General features: G+C 69.1%; 14 protein-coding genes and 2 pseudogenes. 4 read left to right on the forward strand and 12 right to left on the reverse strand.

Annotated elements, in window-relative coordinates:
* Positions 1–152 precede the first annotated feature (152 nt).
* From OG735_RS33890 to OG735_RS33925, 9 genes and pseudogenes are all read right to left on the reverse strand, one after another.
* Positions 153–1,358, reverse strand: a complete 1,206-nt coding sequence (locus tag OG735_RS33890; RefSeq protein ID WP_326653642.1) for an acyl-CoA dehydrogenase family protein — start codon at positions 1,356–1,358, stop codon at positions 153–155.
* A 2-nt stretch (positions 1,359–1,360) separates the two neighbouring features.
* Positions 1,361–1,873, reverse strand: a complete 513-nt coding sequence (locus tag OG735_RS33895) for a MaoC family dehydratase (protein WP_327326956.1) — start codon at positions 1,871–1,873, stop codon at positions 1,361–1,363.
* A 3-nt stretch (positions 1,874–1,876) separates the two neighbouring features.
* Positions 1,877–2,842: an HpcH/HpaI aldolase/citrate lyase family protein gene (locus OG735_RS33900; protein ID WP_327326957.1), complete on the reverse strand. Its 966-nt coding sequence runs from the start codon at positions 2,840–2,842 to the stop codon at positions 1,877–1,879.
* Complete coding sequence (locus OG735_RS33905) at positions 2,839–4,851, reverse strand: protein meaA (RefSeq protein WP_327326958.1); 2,013 nt, start codon at positions 4,849–4,851, stop codon at positions 2,839–2,841. Before OG735_RS33905 ends, OG735_RS33900 begins: the two co-directional genes overlap by 4 nt.
* A 9-nt stretch (positions 4,852–4,860) precedes the next feature.
* Complete coding sequence (gene ccrA / locus OG735_RS33910) at positions 4,861–6,198, reverse strand: crotonyl-CoA carboxylase/reductase (protein ID WP_327326960.1); 1,338 nt, start codon at positions 6,196–6,198, stop codon at positions 4,861–4,863.
* A gap of 514 nt (positions 6,199–6,712) precedes the next feature.
* A pseudogene (locus tag OG735_RS42110) lies at positions 6,713–6,829 on the reverse strand (helix-turn-helix domain-containing protein); the annotation flags it as partial.
* Positions 6,830–6,888: 59 nt separating this feature from the next.
* Entirely contained in the window at positions 6,889–7,083 is a 195-nt protein-coding gene (locus tag OG735_RS33915) for a hypothetical protein (protein ID WP_327326961.1), read from the reverse strand.
* A 237-nt stretch (positions 7,084–7,320) separates the two neighbouring features.
* Positions 7,321–8,142 carry a TetR family transcriptional regulator gene (locus tag OG735_RS33920; protein ID WP_327326962.1) on the reverse strand — a complete coding sequence of 274 codons (822 nt, stop codon included), beginning with the start codon at positions 8,140–8,142 and terminating at the stop codon, positions 7,321–7,323.
* 91 nt (positions 8,143–8,233) lie between these two features.
* The gene (locus OG735_RS33925) at positions 8,234–10,015 is read right to left on the reverse strand and encodes a 3-hydroxyacyl-CoA dehydrogenase family protein (RefSeq protein WP_327326963.1); all 1,782 of its coding nucleotides are present in this window, start codon (positions 10,013–10,015) and stop codon (positions 8,234–8,236) included.
* A gap of 439 nt (positions 10,016–10,454) precedes the next feature.
* Between OG735_RS33925 and OG735_RS33930 the strand changes: the two genes are divergently transcribed.
* On the forward strand, positions 10,455–11,021 hold the full coding sequence (locus OG735_RS33930) for an adenylosuccinate lyase (protein ID WP_327326964.1): 567 nt from the start codon (positions 10,455–10,457) through the stop codon (positions 11,019–11,021).
* 108 nt (positions 11,022–11,129) lie between these two features.
* Here the strand turns inward: OG735_RS33930 and OG735_RS33935 are convergent, their stop codons facing one another.
* From OG735_RS33935 to OG735_RS33945, 3 genes are read right to left on the reverse strand one after another with little or no spacing between them, the layout of a single operon-like run.
* Complete coding sequence (locus OG735_RS33935; RefSeq protein ID WP_327326965.1) at positions 11,130–11,651, reverse strand: GNAT family N-acetyltransferase; 522 nt, start codon at positions 11,649–11,651, stop codon at positions 11,130–11,132.
* A gap of 3 nt (positions 11,652–11,654) precedes the next feature.
* Positions 11,655–12,062: a RidA family protein gene (locus OG735_RS33940; RefSeq protein ID WP_327326966.1), complete on the reverse strand. Its 408-nt coding sequence runs from the start codon at positions 12,060–12,062 to the stop codon at positions 11,655–11,657.
* Positions 12,063–12,119: 57 nt separating this feature from the next.
* Complete coding sequence (locus OG735_RS33945) at positions 12,120–13,154, reverse strand: Rv2578c family radical SAM protein (RefSeq protein ID WP_327326967.1); 1,035 nt, start codon at positions 13,152–13,154, stop codon at positions 12,120–12,122.
* Positions 13,155–13,351: 197 nt separating this feature from the next.
* On the opposite strand from OG735_RS33945, the gene OG735_RS33950 reads away from it, so the two are divergent.
* The 3 genes and pseudogenes from OG735_RS33950 to OG735_RS33960 all read left to right on the forward strand — a co-directional run bounded on the left by OG735_RS33950 (position 13,352) and on the right by OG735_RS33960 (position 18,990).
* Positions 13,352–13,795, forward strand: coding sequence for an SRPBCC family protein (locus tag OG735_RS33950; RefSeq protein ID WP_327326968.1), 444 nt, complete (start codon positions 13,352–13,354; stop codon positions 13,793–13,795).
* A 246-nt stretch (positions 13,796–14,041) separates the two neighbouring features.
* The gene (locus tag OG735_RS33955; protein WP_327326969.1) at positions 14,042–16,465 is read left to right on the forward strand and encodes an MFS transporter; all 2,424 of its coding nucleotides are present in this window, start codon (positions 14,042–14,044) and stop codon (positions 16,463–16,465) included.
* Between the two features lie 126 nt (positions 16,466–16,591).
* Positions 16,592–18,990, forward strand: a pseudogene (locus OG735_RS33960) (ATP-binding SpoIIE family protein phosphatase).
* The last annotated feature ends 84 nt before the right edge of the window (positions 18,991–19,074 follow it).

Here is a 19,074-nt window from a genome sequence, read left to right on the forward strand (position 1 = left end):
GATGATGCCGCGCTGGCAACGGGGGACGGCGGCTTTCGGGCGATGTTATCGGTTGCGAGCCGCAACTGGGTAAGCCAGCAATCGAGTCGGCGGCCGGAAGATAATGACACGGTGTGATTCTCTTCGCGCCCGTACCGACTCAAATACGACAATCAACCCTGGAATCGGTACTCCTCCAGCAGCCGGCGACCAATGATCATTTTCTGGATCTCGGCGGTACCTTCGCCGATCAGCAGCATCGGCGCCTCGCGGTAGAGGCGCTCGATCTCGTACTCCTTGGAGAAGCCGTAACCGCCGTGGATACGGAAGGCGTCCTCGACGACTTCCTTGCAGTATTCGGAGGCGAGGTACTTCGCCATCCCTGCCTCCAGGTCATTTCGTTCCCCGGAGTCCTTTTTGCGTGCCGCGTTAACCATCATCGCATGGGCGGCCTCGACCTTGGTAGCCATCTCGGCCAGCTTGAACTGAATGGCCTGGTGCTGAGCGATCGCCTTGCCGAAAGTGTGACGCTGCTGTGCATACGAGACGCCCAGCTCGAACGCACGCTGCGCCACTCCGCAGCCACGCGCCGCGACATTGACGCGGCCGACCTCGACGCCGTCCATCATTTGGTAAAACCCTCGGCCGGTGGTGCCGCCGAGTACCCGATTGGCCGGAATGCGCAGTCCGTCCATGATGAGCTCGGTGGTGTCGACACCCTTGTAGCCCATCTTGTCGATCTTCCCGGGGATGGTGAGGCCCGGGCGGACCTCTCCGAAGCCGGGCTCCTTCTCGACCAGGAAGGTCGTCATCGACTTATGGGGGGCGGTGCCCTCCGGGTGTCCTTCGTCACTCCGGCACAGAACGGCGACCAGATTGGACGTTCCGCCGTTCGTGAGCCACATCTTCTGGCCGGTCAGGACGTACTCGTCGCCGTCCTTGACGCCCTTGGAGGTGATCGCCGACACATCGGAGCCGAGAGCCGGCTCGGACATCGAGAACGCGCCACGCGTCTCGCCCAGCGCCATCCGCGGCAGGAAGGTGTCCTTCTGCTCCTGCGTGCCGTGCTGCTTGAGCATGTACGCCACGATGAAGTGCGTATTGATGATGCCCGAGACGGACATCCAGCCACGCGCGATCTCTTCGACGCACAGCGCGTAGGTGAGCAGCGACTCGCCCAGGCCGCCGTACTCCTCCGGGATCATCAGCCCGAACAGGCCGAGTTCCTTGAGGCCTTCGACGATCTGCGTCGGGTACTCGTCGCGGTGCTCCAGCTCGGTGGCGACAGGAATGATCTCCTTGTCGACGAAATCCCGGACGGTGGCCAGGATTTCCTGCTGGACGTCGGTCAGACCGTGGGTCTGGGCGAGTCGGCTCATGGCTACTTCTCCTGTGCCTTCAGCTCCGGGCGGCCGGGCTGCTCGCCGCCGCGCTCCTTGATGTACGTCTCGGTCGGGACCATCACCTTGCGCCGGAAGACGCAGACGAGGGTGCCGTCCTGCTTGTAGCCCTTGGTCTCGACGTAGACGATCCCGCGGTCGTTCTTGGACTTTGACGGAGTCTTGTCGAGGACCATCGTCTCGCCGTAGATCGTGTCGCCGTGGAAGGTCGGCGCGACGTGCTTGAGCGACTCGACCTCCAGGTTGGCGATGGCCTTGCCGGAGACATCCGGGACCGACATGCCGAGGAGCAGCGAGTAGATGTAGTTCCCGACGACGACGTTCTTCCCGAAATCGGTCGTCTTCTCCGCATAGTTGGTGTCCATGTGGAGGGGGTGGTGGTTCATGGTGAGCAGACAGAAGAGGTGGTCGTCGTACTCGGTGACCGTCTTCCCGGGCCAGTGCCGGTAGACCGCGCCGACCTCGAACTCTTCGTACGTGCGTCCGAACTGCATCGCTTACGCCTCCGGGGCTTCGAACTTGGACGTGCGCTGCAGGCCCGCCGCGCGGCCCTTGCCCGCGACGACCAGTGCCATCTTGCGGCTGGCCTCGTCGATCATCTCGTCGCCGAGCATCGCCGAGCCCTTCTTACCGCCGGCCTCCGAGGTGCACCACTCGTAGGCGTCCAGGATCAGCTCGGCGTGGTCGTAGTCCTCCTGGGAGGGCGAGAAGACCTCGTTGGCGGCGTCGACCTGGCCGGGGTGCAGCACCCACTTGCCGTCGAAGCCCAGCGCCGCCGCACGGCCCGCGACCTCGCGGTACGCGTCCACGTCGCGGATCTGCAGGAAGGGGCCGTCGATCGCCTGGAGGTCGTGTGTACGGGCCGCCATCAGAATCCGCATGAGGATGTAGTGGTAGGCGTCCGCGCCGTAGCCGGGCGGCTGCTGGCCGACGACCAGCGTCTTCATGTTGATGGAAGCCATGAAGTCGGCCGGGCCGAAGATGATGGTCTCCAGACGCGGCGAGGCGGCGGCGATCTCGTCGACGTTCACCAGGCCCTTGGCGTTCTCGATCTGCGCCTCGATGCCGATCCGGCCGACCTCGAAGCCCATCGTCTTCTCGATCTGGGTCAGCAGCAGGTCGAGCGCCTTGACCTGGGTGGCGTCCTGGACCTTCGGCAGCATGATGCAGTCGAGATTGGGGCCCGCGCCCTCGACGACCGTCACCACGTCGCGGTACGTCCAGTGCGTCGTCCAGTCGTTGACCCGCACGACCCGGGTCTTGCCCGTCCAGTCGCCGTTGTTGAGCGCGTCGACGATGGTGTGCCTGGCGCCCTCCTTGGCGAGCGGCGCGCATGCGTCCTCCAGGTCGAGGAAGACCTGGTCGGCCGGGAGGCCCTGGGCCTTCTCCAGGAAGCGCGGGTTGCTGCCCGGCACGGCGAGGCAGGAACGCCGCGGACGGAGACGGTTCACGGGCGTGGTCATGCGGGGACCTCCAGAGGGTCGAGCTTGTTCGCTTTCCGGATCTCGTCGACGATACGGCCGATGATCTCCGTGATGCCGAAGTCCTTCGGGGTGAAGACGGCGGCGACACCTGCCGCCTTCAGATCGGTGGCGTCTGCGTTCGGGATGATCCCGCCGACGATCACCGGAATATCGGCCGCGCCGGCCTCGCGCAGCCGGTCCAGCACATCGGGGACCAGTTCGGCGTGCGAGCCGGAGAGGATCGACAGGCCGACACAGTGGACGTCCTCCGCGAGCGCGGCGTTGACGATCTGTTCGGGCGTGAGCCGGATGCCCTGGTAGATCACTTCGAAGCCCGCGTCACGGGCGCGTACGGCGATCTGCTCGGCGCCGTTGGAGTGACCGTCCAGGCCGGGCTTGCCGACCAGCAGCCGCAGTCTTCCGGAGCCCAGCTCGTCGGCCGTACGGGACACCTTCTCGCGTACGAGAGCGAGCGGCGTGCCCTTCTCGGCGGTGACCGCGACCGGCGCACTGCTCACGCCCGTCGGCGCGCGGAACTCGCCGAACACATCGCGCAGCGCCCAAGACCACTCGCCGGTGGTGACGCCCGCACGGGCGCACTCGACGGTGGCGGCCATCAGGTTGGTGGAGCCGGCGGCGGCCTTCTTCAGTGTGGCCAGGGCCTCGCTTGCCCGGGTCTCGTCGCGGTTGTCGCGCCACTCGTGGAGCTTCGCGACGACGCGCGCCTCGTTCGCCGGGTCGACCGTCATGATCGCGGTGTCGAGGTCCGCGGTGAGCGGGTTCTCCTCGGTGGTCTCGAAGATATTGACGCCGACTATCTTCTCCTCGCCACCCTCGATCCGGGCCCGGCGCTCGGCGTGCGAGGAGACCAGCTGCGACTTGAGATAGCCGGACTCGACGGCCGCCATCGCGCCGCCCATCTCCTGGATCCGGCCGATCTCGGCGAGGCACTCGGTGACCAGGGAGTCCACCTTGGCCTCGATGACATGCGAGCCCTCGAAGATGTCCTCGTACTCCAGCAGATCGCTCTCGTGCGCCAGCACCTGCTGGATACGGAGCGACCACTGCTGGTCCCAGGGCCGGGGGAGACCCAGGGCCTCGTTCCACGCCGGGAGCTGTACGGCCCTGGCGCGCGCGTCCTTGGAGAGCGTGACGGCCAGCATTTCGAGGACGATGCGCTGGACGTTGTTCTCCGGCTGGGCCTCGGTCAGACCGAGGGAGTTGACCTGGACGCCGTAGCGGAAGCGGCGCTGCTTCTCGTTCTCGATGCCGTACCGCTCGCGCGTGACCTGGTCCCAGATACGGCCGAAGGCGCGCATCTTGCACATCTCCTCGATGAAGCGGACGCCCGCGTTCACGAAGAAGGAGATACGCGCGACCACATCGCCGAACTTCTCCGCCGGCACCTGGCCGGAGTCCCGCACCGCGTCCAGCACGGCGATCGCCGTGGACATCGCGTACGAGATCTCCTGGACCGGAGTGGCGCCCGCTTCCTGCAGGTGATAGCTGCAGATGTTGATCGGGTTCCACTTGGGGATGTTGGCCACCGTGTACGTGATCATGTCGGTGGTCAGGCGGAGCGAAGGACCGGGCGGGAAGACATGCGTCCCGCGCGACAGGTACTCCTTGACGATGTCGTTCTGCGTCGTCCCCTGGAGCTTGGTGATGTCGACGCCCTGCTCCTCGGCGACCACCTGATAGAGCGCCAGCAGCCACATGGCGGTGGCGTTGATGGTCATCGAGGTGTTCATCTGCTCCAGCGGGATGTCCTGGAACAGCCGGCGCATGTCACCGAGATGCGAGACGGGGACCCCGACCCGGCCGACCTCACCGCGGGCGAGGATGTGGTCGGGGTCGTAGCCCGTCTGCGTCGGCAGGTCGAACGCGACCGACAGGCCGGTCTGCCCCTTGGCGAGGTTGCGCCGGTAGAGCTCGTTGGACGCCTCGGCGGTCGAGTGACCCGCGTACGTCCGCATGAGCCAGGGCCGGTCCTTCTGACGTTCAGTCATCTAAGGGCCTCAGATGTTCCGGAAGCGGTTGATGGCGTCGATGTGCTTCTCGCGGAGTTCCTCGTCGCGCACGCCCAGACCCTCGCCGGGCGCCAGCGCCAGCACGCCGACCTTGCCCTGGTGGAGGTTGCGGTGTACGTCGTACGCGGCCTGGGCGGTGTCCTCGAGGGAGTAGACCTTCGACAGCGTCGGGTGGATCTTGCCCTTCGCGACCAGGCGGTTGGCCTCCCACGCCTCGCGGTAGTTGGCGAAGTGCGAGCCGATGATCCTCTTCAGCGACATCCACAGGTAGCGGTTGTCGTACTCGTGGTTGTAGCCCGACGTCGATGCGCAGGTGACGATCGTGCCGCCCTTGCGGGTGACGTACACGCTGGCGCCGAAGGTCTCGCGGCCCGGGTGCTCGAAGACGATGTCCACGTCCTCGCCGCCGGTCAGCTCGCGGATGCGCTTGCCGAAGCGCTTCCACTCGCGCGGGTCCTGGTTGTGCTCGTCCTTCCAGAACTTGTAGTCCTCGGCGTTGCGGTCGATGATCGCCTCGGCGCCCATCGCGCGGCAGATGTCCGCCTTCTGCGGGCTGGAGACCACACAGATCGGGTTGGCGCCACCGGCGAGCGCGAACTGGGTGGCGTACGAGCCGAGGCCGCCGCTGGCGCCCCAGATCAGCACGTTGTCGCCCTGCTTCATGCCCGCGCCGTTGCGCGAGACGAGCTGGCGGTACGCGGTGGAGTTGACCAGACCCGGAGCCGCCGCCTCCTCCCAGCTGAGGTGCTGGGGCTTGGGCATCAGCTGGTTGGACTTGACGAGCGCGATCTCGGCGAGGCCGCCGAAGTTCGTCTCGAAGCCCCAGATGCGCTGCTCCGGGTCGAGCATCGTGTCGTTGTGGCCGTCCGAGGACTCCAGCTCGACCGAGAGACAGTGCGCGACGACCTCGTCGCCCGGCCGCCAGGCGTTGACGCCGGGGCCGGTACGCAGCACGACACCCGCCAGGTCGGAGCCGATGACGTGGTACGGCAGGTCGTGGCGCTTGGTGAGCTCGGAGAGCCGTCCGTAGCGCTCGAGAAAGCCGAAGGTGGACACCGGCTCGAAGATCGAGGTCCAGACGGAGTTGTAATTCACCGAGCTCGCCATGACCGCGACGAGGGCCTCGCCCGGGCCGAGCTCGGGCACCGGCACGTCCTCGAGATGGAGGGACTTGCGCGGGTCCTTCTCGCGGGTCTGGAGACCGGCGAACATGTCGACCTCGTCCTTGTGCACGGTCACCGCGCGGTAGGACTCGGGGATGGGCAGTGCGGCGAAGTCGGCGGGCTTGCTGTCCGTCGACTGGATCGCGTCCAGGATTTCCTTCACGGGGTGCCTCCGGCGAAGCGCGTTTGAGGGAACGCTGAGGGGAAACGTCGGGGTGCTGCTGCTGTGGAGGTGTGCCGTCGGTTCGGCGGGTGGTGCTGTTGGCAGCGCCGGTGGGCGCGAGAGGTTGCCTGTGACGCAGGCGTCCGGGCGCACAAACCGATGGTTTGCGGGGACAGCCGGCGTACGAAAGGTCTCTGCACGCCGGCCGCCCGGACAACATCAACGTATGGCACCCCGTGCCAGGCCGCAAGACACTCGGTGCCAGGAATTTCTCTCGCTTGTCATCTGGCGGGCACGTATGAGCAACAAACGACCGCGCCGGAAGAGGGGGCCCGTCGCGTTCCGTGTGCTCTTGTGTGCGTTCGGTTCGCGACCGTGCGTGGATCGACGCCGCCGACGATGCCGGCCGACTTGAGCGCGGCGGAACCGATGGTGAGTCAAGAGGGCTGACCCATCGGGGGATTGGCCGGCCCTGGTGCGGAGCGTCCAGCAGGACTCCCGGACACGCCAGATACAGCGCGACCGCCGCACCCGGCTCGCGCACCCGCTGCCCCGACAGCTGCTCGATCTTGTCCAGCCGGTGCAGCAGCGTGTTGCGATGCACTCCGAGGCGCTCCGCCGCGCGCAGCACTGAAACCGCCCCCGCTCCAGGCGATCAACGTCTCGCGCGGTGCCGCCCAGTCGCCGCACTCACGCAGCGTGCCGAGCGCTGACTCCGTGTACCGGGACCGCTCCTGGCGCACGGCCGCCCGCCACCAGCTCCACCAGCCGTTCGCACCGCTCGAGCGGGAGAGCGCCGCCGACGGTGGCCGAGGCGTGCAGGACGGCGGACGGACTGCCGCTCATCGGACGCGTACCCGGCACATCCGGGGAGCGGCCGGCCACCGGCCACAACATGCTGGGCCCGGCGACTGGTCGCCGGGCTGCTGACCGGCGGGGCGGACCCAGGTCTCGCGGCGAGGTTCGACCCGGCGCGCACCGCCAGGAGGCGGCGGGGCCGGGTGCGGGTGTCCGGCTGACGCACTTGGGGCGTGTCCTCAATCGCCGGACGGGCTGGATATGCCCGGGCACATCAAGCCCGTCCGGCGATTGAGGCGCGCGGGTCCGGGGCGAGCCCCGGGGTCAGGCCCTGCGGTCGCCCAGGGCCCGCTCGATGGTGCGCATGACCTCGTCCAGCGGCGCGTCGGTGCGGGCCACCGTCACCAGGACGTCGCCACTGGTCCGCGCCGACACCGCCGCGGGACCCGGTCGCTCGGCCTGCGCGGTGCGGCCCGCCCCGATGCCCGTTCCGAAGGTGTCGCGGACGATCGCGAACGCGTGGTCCAACTGTGACTCCACATCGCCCTGGCCGCCCGCCCGCAGCCAGCGGCGCAGCACATGGTTGTGCGCCGTGACGACCGCGGACGCGGCCACCTCCGCCAGCAGCGGGTCGTCGTTGCCGTCGTGGTGGTCGCGCTCGTCGAAGTGGCCCAGCAGATAGCGGGTGAACAGCCGCTCGTAGCGGGCCACCGAGGCGATCTCCCGCTCCCGCAGCGTGGGAACCTCACGGGTCAGCCGGTAGCGCTCGACGGAGACCGCCGGAGAGGCCGCGTACATCCGCATGACCTCCTTGATTCCCCTGCAGACGGTGTCCAGCGGATGCTCATGGGCCGGGGCCGCGTTCAGGACCGCCTCGGCCCGTACCAGCGTGTCGTCGTGGTCCGGGAAAATCGCCTCTTCCTTGGAACGGAAGTGGCGGAAGAAGGTCCGGCGGGCGACTCCGGCGGTGGCCGCGATCTCGTCGACGGTCGTCGCCTCGTACCCCTTGGTCGCGAACAGCTCCATCGCCGCGGCCGCCAACTCGCGCCGCATCTTGAGGCGCTGCGCGGCGGCGCGGCTGCCTGCCGCACTTTCCGGAGCGTCGGGAGTGGCCTTGGCGCGGGTGGGCTTGGCGGGCTGGGGCATGACCTGAACGTACTGCATCCGTGCAGGAGAGCGCGCCTGCGGGGGCGGGCCGCCCGAAGGGCCGAGCAGCCCACCCCAGCCCGCGCCGCGATCAGCGCCGGGCATATTCGCGGAAGCCACGCCCCGTCTTGCGGCCGAGGCAGCCCGCAGCCACCAAGTGCTCGAGCAGCGGCGCCGGGGCCAGGCCCGGGTCGCGGAATTCGCGGTGCAGAACCTTCTCGATGGCGAGCGAGACATCGAGCCCCACCACGTCGAGGAGCTCGAAGGGGCCCATCGGGTAGCCGCCGCCCAGCTTCATCGCGGCGTCAATGTCGTCGAGCGTGGCGTAGTGCTCCTCGACCATCTTGATCGCGTTGTTGAGGTACGGGAAGAGCAGGGCGTTGACGATGAAGCCGGCCCGGTCACCGCAGTCCACCGGGTGCTTCTTGATCTTCGTGGTGACCTCGCGGACGGTGGCGTGGACCTCGTCGGAGGTCAGCACCGTACGGACCACCTCGACCAGCTTCATCGCCGGGGCCGGGTTGAAGAAGTGCATCCCGATGACGTCCTGCGGGCGCGAGGTGGCGCGGGCACAGGCGACGACGGGCAGCGAGGAGGTGGTGGTGGCGAGCACCGCACCCTCCTTGCAGATCTTGTCGAGGGTGGCGAAGAGCGCCTGCTTGATCTCCAGATCCTCGGCCACGGCCTCGACGGCGAGGTCGACCTCGGCGAAGGCGTCGAGCGAACCGGCCGGTGTGATCCGGGCCAGGGTCGCCGCACTGGCCTCGGTCGTCATCCGGCCCTTGTCGACCGAGCGCGCAAGGGACTTGGCGATACGGGCCTTCGCGGTCTCCGCCTTCTCCGGGCTGCGGGCGGCGAGCACGACGTCGTAACCGGCCTTGGCGAAGACCTCCGCGATTCCGCTCGCCATGGTGCCGGAGCCGGCCACGCCGACGGAGCGGACCTCGCGGCCGGCCGACGCCGCCGCTTCCGGCTGAGGCGTGAGGGCGTCCGGGACCAGCACCGAGGTGCCGGGAGCGGCGTACGAGTAGAAGCCGCGGCCCGACTTGCGGCCGGTCAGGCCCGCCTCGCTGAGCTGCTTGAGGATGGGGGAGGGTGCGTGCAGCCGGTCGTGGGACTCGGCATACATCGCCTCCAGGACGGTACGGGCGGTGTCGATGCCGATCAGGTCGAGCAGGGCGAGCGGGCCCATCGGCAGTCCGCAGCCGAGCTTCATCGCGGCGTCGATGTCCTCGCGGGAGGCGTACTTGGCCTCGTACATCGCGGCGGCCTGGTTGAGGTAGCCGAACAGCAGACCGTCCGCGACGAAACCGGGGCGGTCGCCGACCGCGACGGGCTCCTTGCCGAGCTCGCGGGCGAGCGCGGTGACGGTCTCGACAGCGAGCGGGGAGGTCAGCACCGAGGAGACGACCTCGACGAGCTTCATGGCGGGGGCCGGATTGAAGAAGTGCAGGCCGAGCACGCGCTCCGGGTGCTGGGAGTCGGCGGCGAGCCGGGTCACCGAGAGGGCGTTGGTGCCGGTGGCGAGGATCGCGTCCGGGCGGACGATCGCGTCCAGCGCACGGAAGACCTGCTGCTTGGCCTCGTACGACTCGGGCACGACCTCGATCACGAGATCGGCCTCGGCCGCGGCGTGCAGATCGGAGAAGGTACGGAAGCGGGCGAGGGTGTTCCGGCGCTCCTCCTCGGTGATCCGCTCGCGCTCCACGGCGCGGGCGGTGGAGGTCTCGAGCGCGGTGACGGCGTGGTGGGCCGCGCTGTCGCTGATGTCGATGCCGATGACCTCACGGCCGGCGTGGGCGAGGACTTCGGCGATGCCGGTGCCCATGGTGCCGAGGCCGACGACGGCAATGGTGTGGAGAGGGGTGTCCATCGGGGGACTCCAGGGATGAGTGACGACTGATGAGGAGCGCGCGCGAGCGGGAACGCCGAAGGGCGCGTGCCTGGCGGCATGACTGCGCAGAACCGCGCACGGAAATTCGGCGCACGGCAACTGCGTCTCGTGGTGCGGCGCCGACGGACTCTGTCCCTGAGTCACGTCGTACGTGGTGCAGAACTACCGAACCGACAAAGCACTCGCGGCGGCTGCGTCACCAGGCCACCGTGAGCTGCGGGGGTTACCCGCTCACCTGAGATTAACTCGCTAGTAACGAGCACGCCAGACCTGGGCGGGTGTGATCTGGATCGCCGGTCCGTGGCTGTCTCTCGCCGGTCTCTGGCCGGTTTCGGCCGGCCTCTGGTTGATCCCTGGTTGATCCCTGGTCGGTTCCTGGCAGGTCCTTCGCCGGTCTCTCGCCGATACGCTGGCCGCCATGGACGAGGAGTTACGGTCGCTCGCGGGGCGGCTGCGCGGTGAGTCGGGCGGCTCGGTGGCGTATGAACGACTACTGGTGACCGAGGACCGGGAGGAGCTCGCCGGAGTCCTCACCGAACATGAACGGCCTCTGTGGGCACGGGAGATCGCCGCTTTCCGGCTGGGCTGTGCGGGGGACCGGCGGGCCTTCGAGGCGCTGGTACTGCTCCTCAACCACCGCGATCCCGCGCGCTGTGTCTCGGCGGCACACGCACTGGCGAGGCTGAACGACCCCCGTACGCCCCGGGCGGCGGCCGCGCTCGCCACGAATGAGCTGCGCGTCGCCTACGCCCTGCTCCCGGTCCGGCTGCTCACGCGGCTGCGCGCACCGGAGTCCGTACCGGCGCTGATCACCGTCCTGAGACGCAGGCTCGCTCCTGGCGACCCGCACTGGCGGGTGGCCCTGGCCTGCGTCGAGGGCCTCGGCGCACTGGGCGACAAACGAGCGGCCGGCATCCTCCGCTCGGCCTGCACGCACCCCCGGCTCATGGCGGCGGCGGAGGCGGCACTGGCCCGGCTGGGCTGAGGGGCCGAGAGGTGGGCGGCTGGGCCGAGGGGCCGAGCCGACCGGCTGGGCGGCGCGGCTGGGTGCGGCCGCCCGGTGGCGCGGGCTCGCGCCCGACCGCGTATGGCTCTACGCGGACAGGGTGCGGACGTACCGAACCTCCGGGACCGCAACGCCGTCCACCTCGAACGGCTCCTCCGCGCCGTCGGGTGTGAAGCCCGCCTTCTCGTAGAAGCTGCGGGCGCGGTCGTTCTCCTTGAGGACCCAGAGCCGCATCTCAGGGAACCCGTCAGCGGTGGCCCGCTCCGTCAGCTCCGCCATCAGCGCCCGGCCCACGCCCGTGGACATCTGTTCCGGCAGCACGTAGATCGCGTACAGCTCGCAGATACCCGCCGTCGCGTCCTCGTCCCGGCTCGGTCCGCAGCAGCCCCACCCGACCACTTCGCCGTCCCGCTCGGCGACCACATTGGTCACCCGCCTGCCACCCCTCGTGAGGAAGGCGCGGCGCTTCGCCGCGTCCTCCTCGATGCTCATCGCGTCCAGATACGACGACGGCATCAACCCGGCGTATGCGTGCTGCCAGCCCCGGACCCGGACCGTAGCGACCGCTTCGCAGTCGTCGATGCCCATGTCCCGTATATGTACCGGCATCCGCTAGCCCTCCTCTCCGGTGATCGCGAACGCCTCGATCTCGACGAGCAGTTCGGGCCGGAACAGGGCCGCCACCTGGACCGCCGAGCTGGCCGGCAGCCGTGCGGCGTCGATCACCTCGTCCCGCGCCGCACGGACCGCCGGAAGGTGCGCGACATCGGTGACGAAGTACGTCAGCTTGACCACATCGTCGAAGGAAGCGCCCGCCGCGGCCAGACAGCGGCGGAGGTTCTCGAAGATCTGCCGCGCCTGTGCCGCCGGGTCTCCCTCGCCCACGACCTTGCCGTCCTGGTCGAAGGCGCACTGCCCCGAAATCGCCACGAATCGGCCGGTGCCCCAGACGACATGGCTGTATCCCGTGCCGGGAGCCACACCTTCGGGAGCCTGTACATGCGTGAGTCGCGAAGCCATGCGTTCATCCTTGCGCACACCACTGACAATCCCGAACGATTTCCCGGCCCGCCCGCCTCAGAGCAGAGTCAGCTGCGTCGGCTCCGGCGCTGCGAGCTCCGGCTCCTCCGGTACCGGGATCCGCCGCGGGACACCCCGGTCGGCCGGGCCTATGCCGAACTCCCGGGCCAGTTCATGGACATGGCGCGTGATCCGGCGCTGGTACCACTTCGGCGCATACGCTCCCTCCGCGTACAGCCGCTCGTAACGCCGTACCAGATGCGGATGATGCTGTGCCAGCCACGCCATGAACCACTCGCGCGCACCCGGCCGCAGATGAAGGACGAGCGGCGTCACCGACGTCGCTCCGGCCGCGGCGATCGCCCGTACGGTCGCGCGGAGTTGGTCCGGGTGGTCGCCGAGGAACGGGATGACCGGCGCCATCAGCACCCCGCAGCCGATGCCGTGCTCGGTGAGGGTGTGTACGACGTCGAGGCGCCGCTCCGGCGAGGGTGTGCCCGGCTCGACCGTGCGCCACAGCTCGGGGTCGGTGAAGCCGACCGAGACGGAGATCCCGACCTCGGTCACCTCCGCAGCCTGCCGCAGCAGCTCCAGATCGCGAAGGATCAGCGTGCCCTTGGTGAGAATGGAGAACGGGTTCGCATGGTCGCGCAGAGCGGTGATGATGCCCGGCATCAGCCGGTAGCGCCCTTCCGCCCGCTGATAGCAGTCGACGTTCGTCCCCATGGCGATATGAGCACCCTGCCACCGCCGGGACGCCAGCTGTCGGCGCAGCAGCTCCGGCGCGTTGATCTTCACAACGATCTGGGAGTCGAACCCGAGCCCGGTGTCGAGGTCCAGATAGCTGTGGGTCTTGCGGGCGAAGCAGTACACACAGGCGTGCGTGCAGCCCCGATAGGGATTGACCGTCCACTCGAACGGCATTCGTGAGGCGCCCGGCACCCGGTTCAGGATCGAACGGGCGCGGATCTCGTGGAAGGTGATGCCCCGGAATTCGGGGGTGTCGAAGGTCCTGGTGGTCACCGCGGACGTAGCGAAAAGCGCGGTGTCTCCGGCCATCGTGGGGTTCTCGACCAGATTGTCCCAGCGCATGAGCGCCTCCTCAGTAGCACTGGCCCACAGAATAGAACACATGTTCCCTTGATCGCTTGCAACGCTGTTCCGTATCGGGGGGACCCCGGATGCCCGCAGGTGAACCCACACGGCGCGGTGACCCTGGATTTGGGAGGCCGGACCCGAGGTGATTGGCTAGCGGCACCCCCGAAGAACCGAGTGCTGGAGGAACGCGAATGGCGCAGGTCGAGGCCACCACGGAACGGATCATCGCGGCGGACGCGGAGAAGGTGTTCGATGCGCTGGCCGACTACGAGAACACCCGCGCCAAGCTGCTGCCCGAGCACTTCAGCGAGTACGAGGTCCGTGAGGGCGGCGACGGCGAGGGCACTCTCGTCCACTGGAAGCTCCAGGCGACCAGCAAGCGGATCCGCGACTGCCTGCTCGAGGTGACCGAGCCGACCGACGGCCAACTGGTCGAGAAGGACCGCAACTCCTCGATGGTCACCACCTGGACCGTCACCCCGGCCGGCGAGGGCAGGTCGAAGGCCGTCGTCAGCACCGCCTGGAACGGCGCGGGCGGCATCGGCGGCTTCTTCGAGAAGACCTTCGCCCCCAAGGGACTTGGCCGGATCTACGACGCGCTGCTCGCCAAGCTGGCGGCCGAGGTCGAGAAGTAGCCGGTGAAGTAGCCCCGCGGGGTTGCTGTAACGCTCACCGTTTCGAGTGGTTTTCCCCGCGGCGCCGTGATGCGCCCCGCGCGCCATGGGTCGCGGGAAAGCCCCTGTTGAGCGCCCGAAGTGCGCCCCGTCAGAGCCAGTTGGGCCCGGTCGTGCGCCCCCGGCACGGATAACGCCCCGCTTGCTCCCCCTTGGTGCGGAATGCGAAGAATTACGCCGCGCAGGTGTGACGAGGGGAGCAGATACGTGGGCGGCATCACTCTGGTGAAGGACGAGCAGACGGCTCCGGCCGCGGCTGCACCGCCTCCCCCTGCCGGACCGGCCGAGGCCACCGCGCTCAGCCCGCGCCGCGTACGCCTCGTCTTCATCGGGCTGATGCTCGCGCTGCTGCTCGCCGCGCTCGAGCAGATGATCGTCGCCACCGCCCTCCCGAAGATCGTCGGTGAACTGCAGGGCCTGGACCGGATGCCCTGGGCGATCACCGCCTATCTCCTCACCGCCACCATCGGCCTGCCCATCTACGGCAAACTGGGTGATCTCTTCGGCCGCAAGGGCGTCTTCCAGTTCGCGATCGTCGTCTTCGTCATCGGCTCCGCGCTGGCCGGCCGGTCGCAGAGCATGGACCAGCTCATCGCCTTCCGCGCCATCCAGGGCATCGGTGCCGGCGGCCTCATGATCGGCGTGCAGGCGATCATCGCGGACATCGTGCCGCCCCGGAAACGCGGCCGTTTCATGGGCCTCATCGGCGCCGCCTTCGGACTCGCCTCCGTCGCGGGACCACTGCTCGGCGGCTTCTTCACCGACCACGCCTCCTGGCGCTGGTGCTTCTACTTCAACGTCCCCTTCGGCCTGGTCACCCTGATTGTGGTCACCGCGGTGCTGAAGCTCCCGAAGCCTGCTGCCAGAGCCCGGCTCGACGTCCTCGGCGCGCTGTTGCTCGCCGCCGCGTCCACCTGCCTCGTCCTGCTGACCAGTTGGGGCGGTACCGAGTACGCGTGGGGCTCGCGCGTCATTCTGGGACTGGCGGCCGGGGCTGCGGGAACCATCCTGCTCTTCCTGGTCGTTGAGTCCTTCGCCCCTGAACCGATCATCCCGCTCCGGCTGTTCCGCGACTCGATCTTCACCGTCACCAGCCTCGTCGGCGCCATCGTCGGCGTCGCACTCTTCGGCGTGGCCGGCTATCTGCCGACGTTCATCCAGATGGTCGACGGAGCCAGCGCCACCGAGTCCGGGCTGCTGATGCTCCCGATGATGGGCGGCATCGTCGGAGCCTCGATCATCTCCGGCCGACTCATCAGCCGTACCGGGCGTTACAAGATCTACCCCGTCCTCGGCAGCGCGATCTCGGCCGTCGGTATGTGGCTGCTGTCGCGCCTTGAGGCCGACACGCCCCGGCTCGACCACAGCATCTGGCAGGCCGTGCTCGGCGTCGGCATCGGACTGGTGCTGCCGGTGCTGATCCTCGCCGTGCAGAACGCCGTAGCGCCCGCCGACCTCGGCACCGCCACCAGCGCCAACAACTACTTCCGGCAGATCGGCGGCAGCGTCGGCGCCGCCGTCTTCGGCACGCTCTTCGCCAACCGGCTCACGGACGCGCTCACCGACCGCCTCCCGGCCGGCGCGGGCCTGCCCACTCAGTCCATTCCGAACGTCGATTCCATCACTCCGCAGATGGTCCACGCGATGGAGCCCGCGCTGCGTGACGCCTACATCCAGGCGTACGCGGACGCGATGCCGCGGATCTTCCTCTATTTCGTGCCGGTGCTCGCGCTCGGCCTCTTCATCGCCTTCTTCCTCAAGGAGAAACCGCTGGTGTCCCAGAACGCCCAGGCCGCCGAGCCCGCTGTCACCTCCGCCTCCGTCCCGTCGGCCCGCACCGCGCGCGCCGCGCGCACCACGCCCGCGTACACCTCCGGCGTCCCGGTCTGCGGCACCGTCCAGCACCACGACGGCAGCACCGTCCCGCGCGCCGCCCTGACCCTCATCGACGTACAGGGACAGCAGATCGGACGCGGCGCGAGCGGCGAGGACGGGCGGTACGCGCTCAGCGTGCCGGGCGCCGGCTCGTACGTCATGATCGCGGCGGCCGGCGGGCACCAGCCGCAGGCCGTCACCGTGACCGTCGGCGAGCGGCCAGTCGAGCTCGATGTGGTCCTCGGCGGCGCGGGCAGGCTCGCCGGGACCGTCGTCACGGCCGACGGATCGCCGGTACGCGACGCCGCCGTCACCCTCACCGACGTACGCGGCGACGTCGTCGTCACCACCCGCAGCGGCCGCGAAGGCGGATACGCGATCACGGAGTTGGTGGCCGGGGAGTACACACTGGCCGCGAGCGCGCCCGCCTTCCGCCCCGCCGCGCAGACCGTGAGCGTGCAGGCGTCCCGCGAGACCCGGCAGGACATCGAGCTCGCGGGCGGAGCCGTGCTGCGCGGCACCGTACGGGCCGGTGGCGGCCGTCCGGTCGAGGACGCGCGGGTCACGCTGCTCGACGCGGCGGGCAATGTGGTGGACACCCTCACCACGGGCCCCGACGGCAGCTTCCGGTTCGTGGATCTGTCGTCGGGGGAGTACACGGTGATCGCGGCGGGTTATCCGCCGGTCGCGACAGTTCTGCAGGTCGCGGGCGGCGGACGGGCCGAGCGCGATCTCCAGCTGGGGCACGAGGACTGACAATTCATCAGTTTTGCGCGGGGGTGCACCACCCCATTTCGGCGTTCCCCGGCGTGCTTCCTGCGCCGCGCCGTACCGTAGAGGCAAGGCCGCAGATCCTGGCGGCGGGGAAGGAGCCTCCCACTCATGGACAGTGGTGTTCCGCCGACACCGCCACGGGAGCACCCCGTGGCCGGCCGGATTCCGCTCGCCGTGGTCGTCGTGGACGGCGACGGCTTGGTGTCGCACTGGTCGACCGGTGCGAAGCGACTCTTCGGCCCCACCAGGGAGCAGGCGGTGGGACAGCCCGCCGTCGAACTGCTCCCGGTCACCGGCGCGCTCGCGGGGGACGGTGAGTACGAGGCGTACCACGACTACGGCGGTCTGGGCCCCGGCCTCGACGCCTCGCTGAACGGCCTCACCTCCTACCCCGCGGCCGGCCGGGCCCGCCTCTCCGAAGCCGGATGCGACCGGGTCGATGTGCTGTGGTGGGCGTACCCCATGATCGGTCCGGGCGACGAGCGTCTGCTCGTACTGGCCGCGGACGCCGCGCAGTTCGGCGCCGAGGACGAGAGTGTCGAGCGCATCGCGCCCGGATTCGCCCTGCACACCGAGTTTCCCGGCTCCGACGAGCTGGCGCGCCGGCTCCCCGAGATCCTGCCGAGCATGAGCGTCCAGGAGTCGGCGCGGATCGTCTCCCAGATCCTGGACCTGGGCTATCCCGTGCTCGAGTTCAGCCATCACGACCGGGTGCCGGTCACCCCGGACTGGGGTGTCCCCAGGCGTAGGGAGCGCAAGGCGCGGCAACGGGCCGCAGAGGAGGCGGCAGCGGCGGGGCAGCCGGTCGACACCGCCGATCTTCAGCAGGATCTCGAGTACGCCGCGGTCCGCGAGCGGCTCGAATTCCTCAACGAGGTCAGCGGCCGCATCGGTTCCTCGCTCGACCTCGCCCGTACCATTCAGGAAGTCAGCGCGGCCGTCGTGCCGCGCTTCACCGATGTCGCCGGCACCTATCTGCGTGACAGGTCATCGCGGGCGAGGGCTTCCCCGCCGGACCGCCGGACGCGACCACCATGTGGCACCGCGTCGCCGTCGAGCATGTGGACGAGCCGGGCCGCTGGGACGATGTGGTGCCGGTCGGCGAATCCATGCCGTTCCCCGAGCGCACCCCGTTCTTCCAGTGCATGACCACCGGCGATCCGGTGCTGGTGCCGCGTATCAGCGAGCAGATGGGCAATGCCATCGCCTCGCAGTTCGAGAAGCGCGACATCCGGCCGCTGATCACCAACCGTTCGATGCTCGTCGTGCCGCTGAAGGCGCGCAATGTGGTGCTGGGCTTCATGATCCTGCTGCGCCATGCGGAGCGCGCTCTGTTCAACGACATGGACCGGGTCACCGGGGCCGAACTGGCCGCCCGCGCCGGGCTCGTCCTCGACAACGCCCGTATGTACACCTACCAGGAGAGTGTGGCCGAGACCCTCCAGGACTCGATGCTGCCGCAGGTCAACCCGCGGATGGCCGGCTGCGACACCGCCACACGCTATCTGCCGGGCACCCTGCTGGGGCGGGTCGGCGGCGACTGGTTCGACTCCGTCAAGCTGCCCGGCTCGCGCACCGCGCTGGTGGTGGGCGATGTGATGGGGCACGGGCTCAACTCCGCCGCGATGATGGGCCAGTTGCGTACGGCGGTACAGACCATGGCCGCCCTGGACCTGCCACCCGAGCAGCTCCTGCGGAACCTCGACGACCTCGCCCAGCGCCTCGGCGAGCATTACCTCGCGACCTGTCTGTATGCGGTCTACGACCCGATCCGCAATGAACTCCGGATGGCGAACGCCGGCCATGTGCCCCCGGTGATCGTCCGCGCGGCGGACGGGCGCAGCGAGCTGCTGGAACTGCCGACCGGTGCGCCGATCGGCGTCGGCGGAGTGCCGTTCGAGAGCGTACGAGTGCCCGTGGCGCCCGGCGACCGCCTCGTGATGTGCACGGACGGCCTGGTGGAGGTCCGTGGCGAGGACATAGGAGTCGGGCTTGCGACGCTCTGCGAATCCGCGGCCCATCCCGCCGCCTCCATGGACGACGCCTGCGACACCATTATCCGCTCGCTGAACGTACGAGGCGGACGCAAGGACGACGTCGCCCTGCTGATGGCCCGGCTGAACGGCATCGAGGCCGAGTCGGTGGCGGCCTGGGAGCTGTCGCCGGAGCCGCGCGAAGCGGCGCGGGCCCGGCGGCTGGTCCGCGGACAGCTGCGGTCCTGGGGACTCGCTGATCTGACGGAGACCGTGGAGCTGCTGGTCAGCGAAGTGGTCACCAACGCGGTGCGGCACGCGCAGGGCCGTCGCGCGGAGCTGCGGCTGGTACGGGCCGGATCCCTGCTGTGTGAAGTGGCCGACGAGGACCACACTCTGCCGACGCTGCTCGACGCCCGCCCCGACGCCGAACTGGGCCGGGGACTGCGCGTGGTGAGCAGCCTGGCGCGGGAGTGGGGCACCAGCCGGACGGCCGACGGCAAGACGGTCTGGTTCGAGCTGGCGCTGCCGTAGCCGCCCTCGGGGCGGGGTGCGGGCTCGGCCGCGGACTCGCCGCGGACTCGGCTGTGGGCTCGAACGCCACGTAAAGGAATGCGC

This window comes from Streptomyces sp. NBC_01210 (genome assembly GCF_036010325.1).
GTDB lineage: Bacteria > Actinomycetota > Actinomycetes > Streptomycetales > Streptomycetaceae > Streptomyces.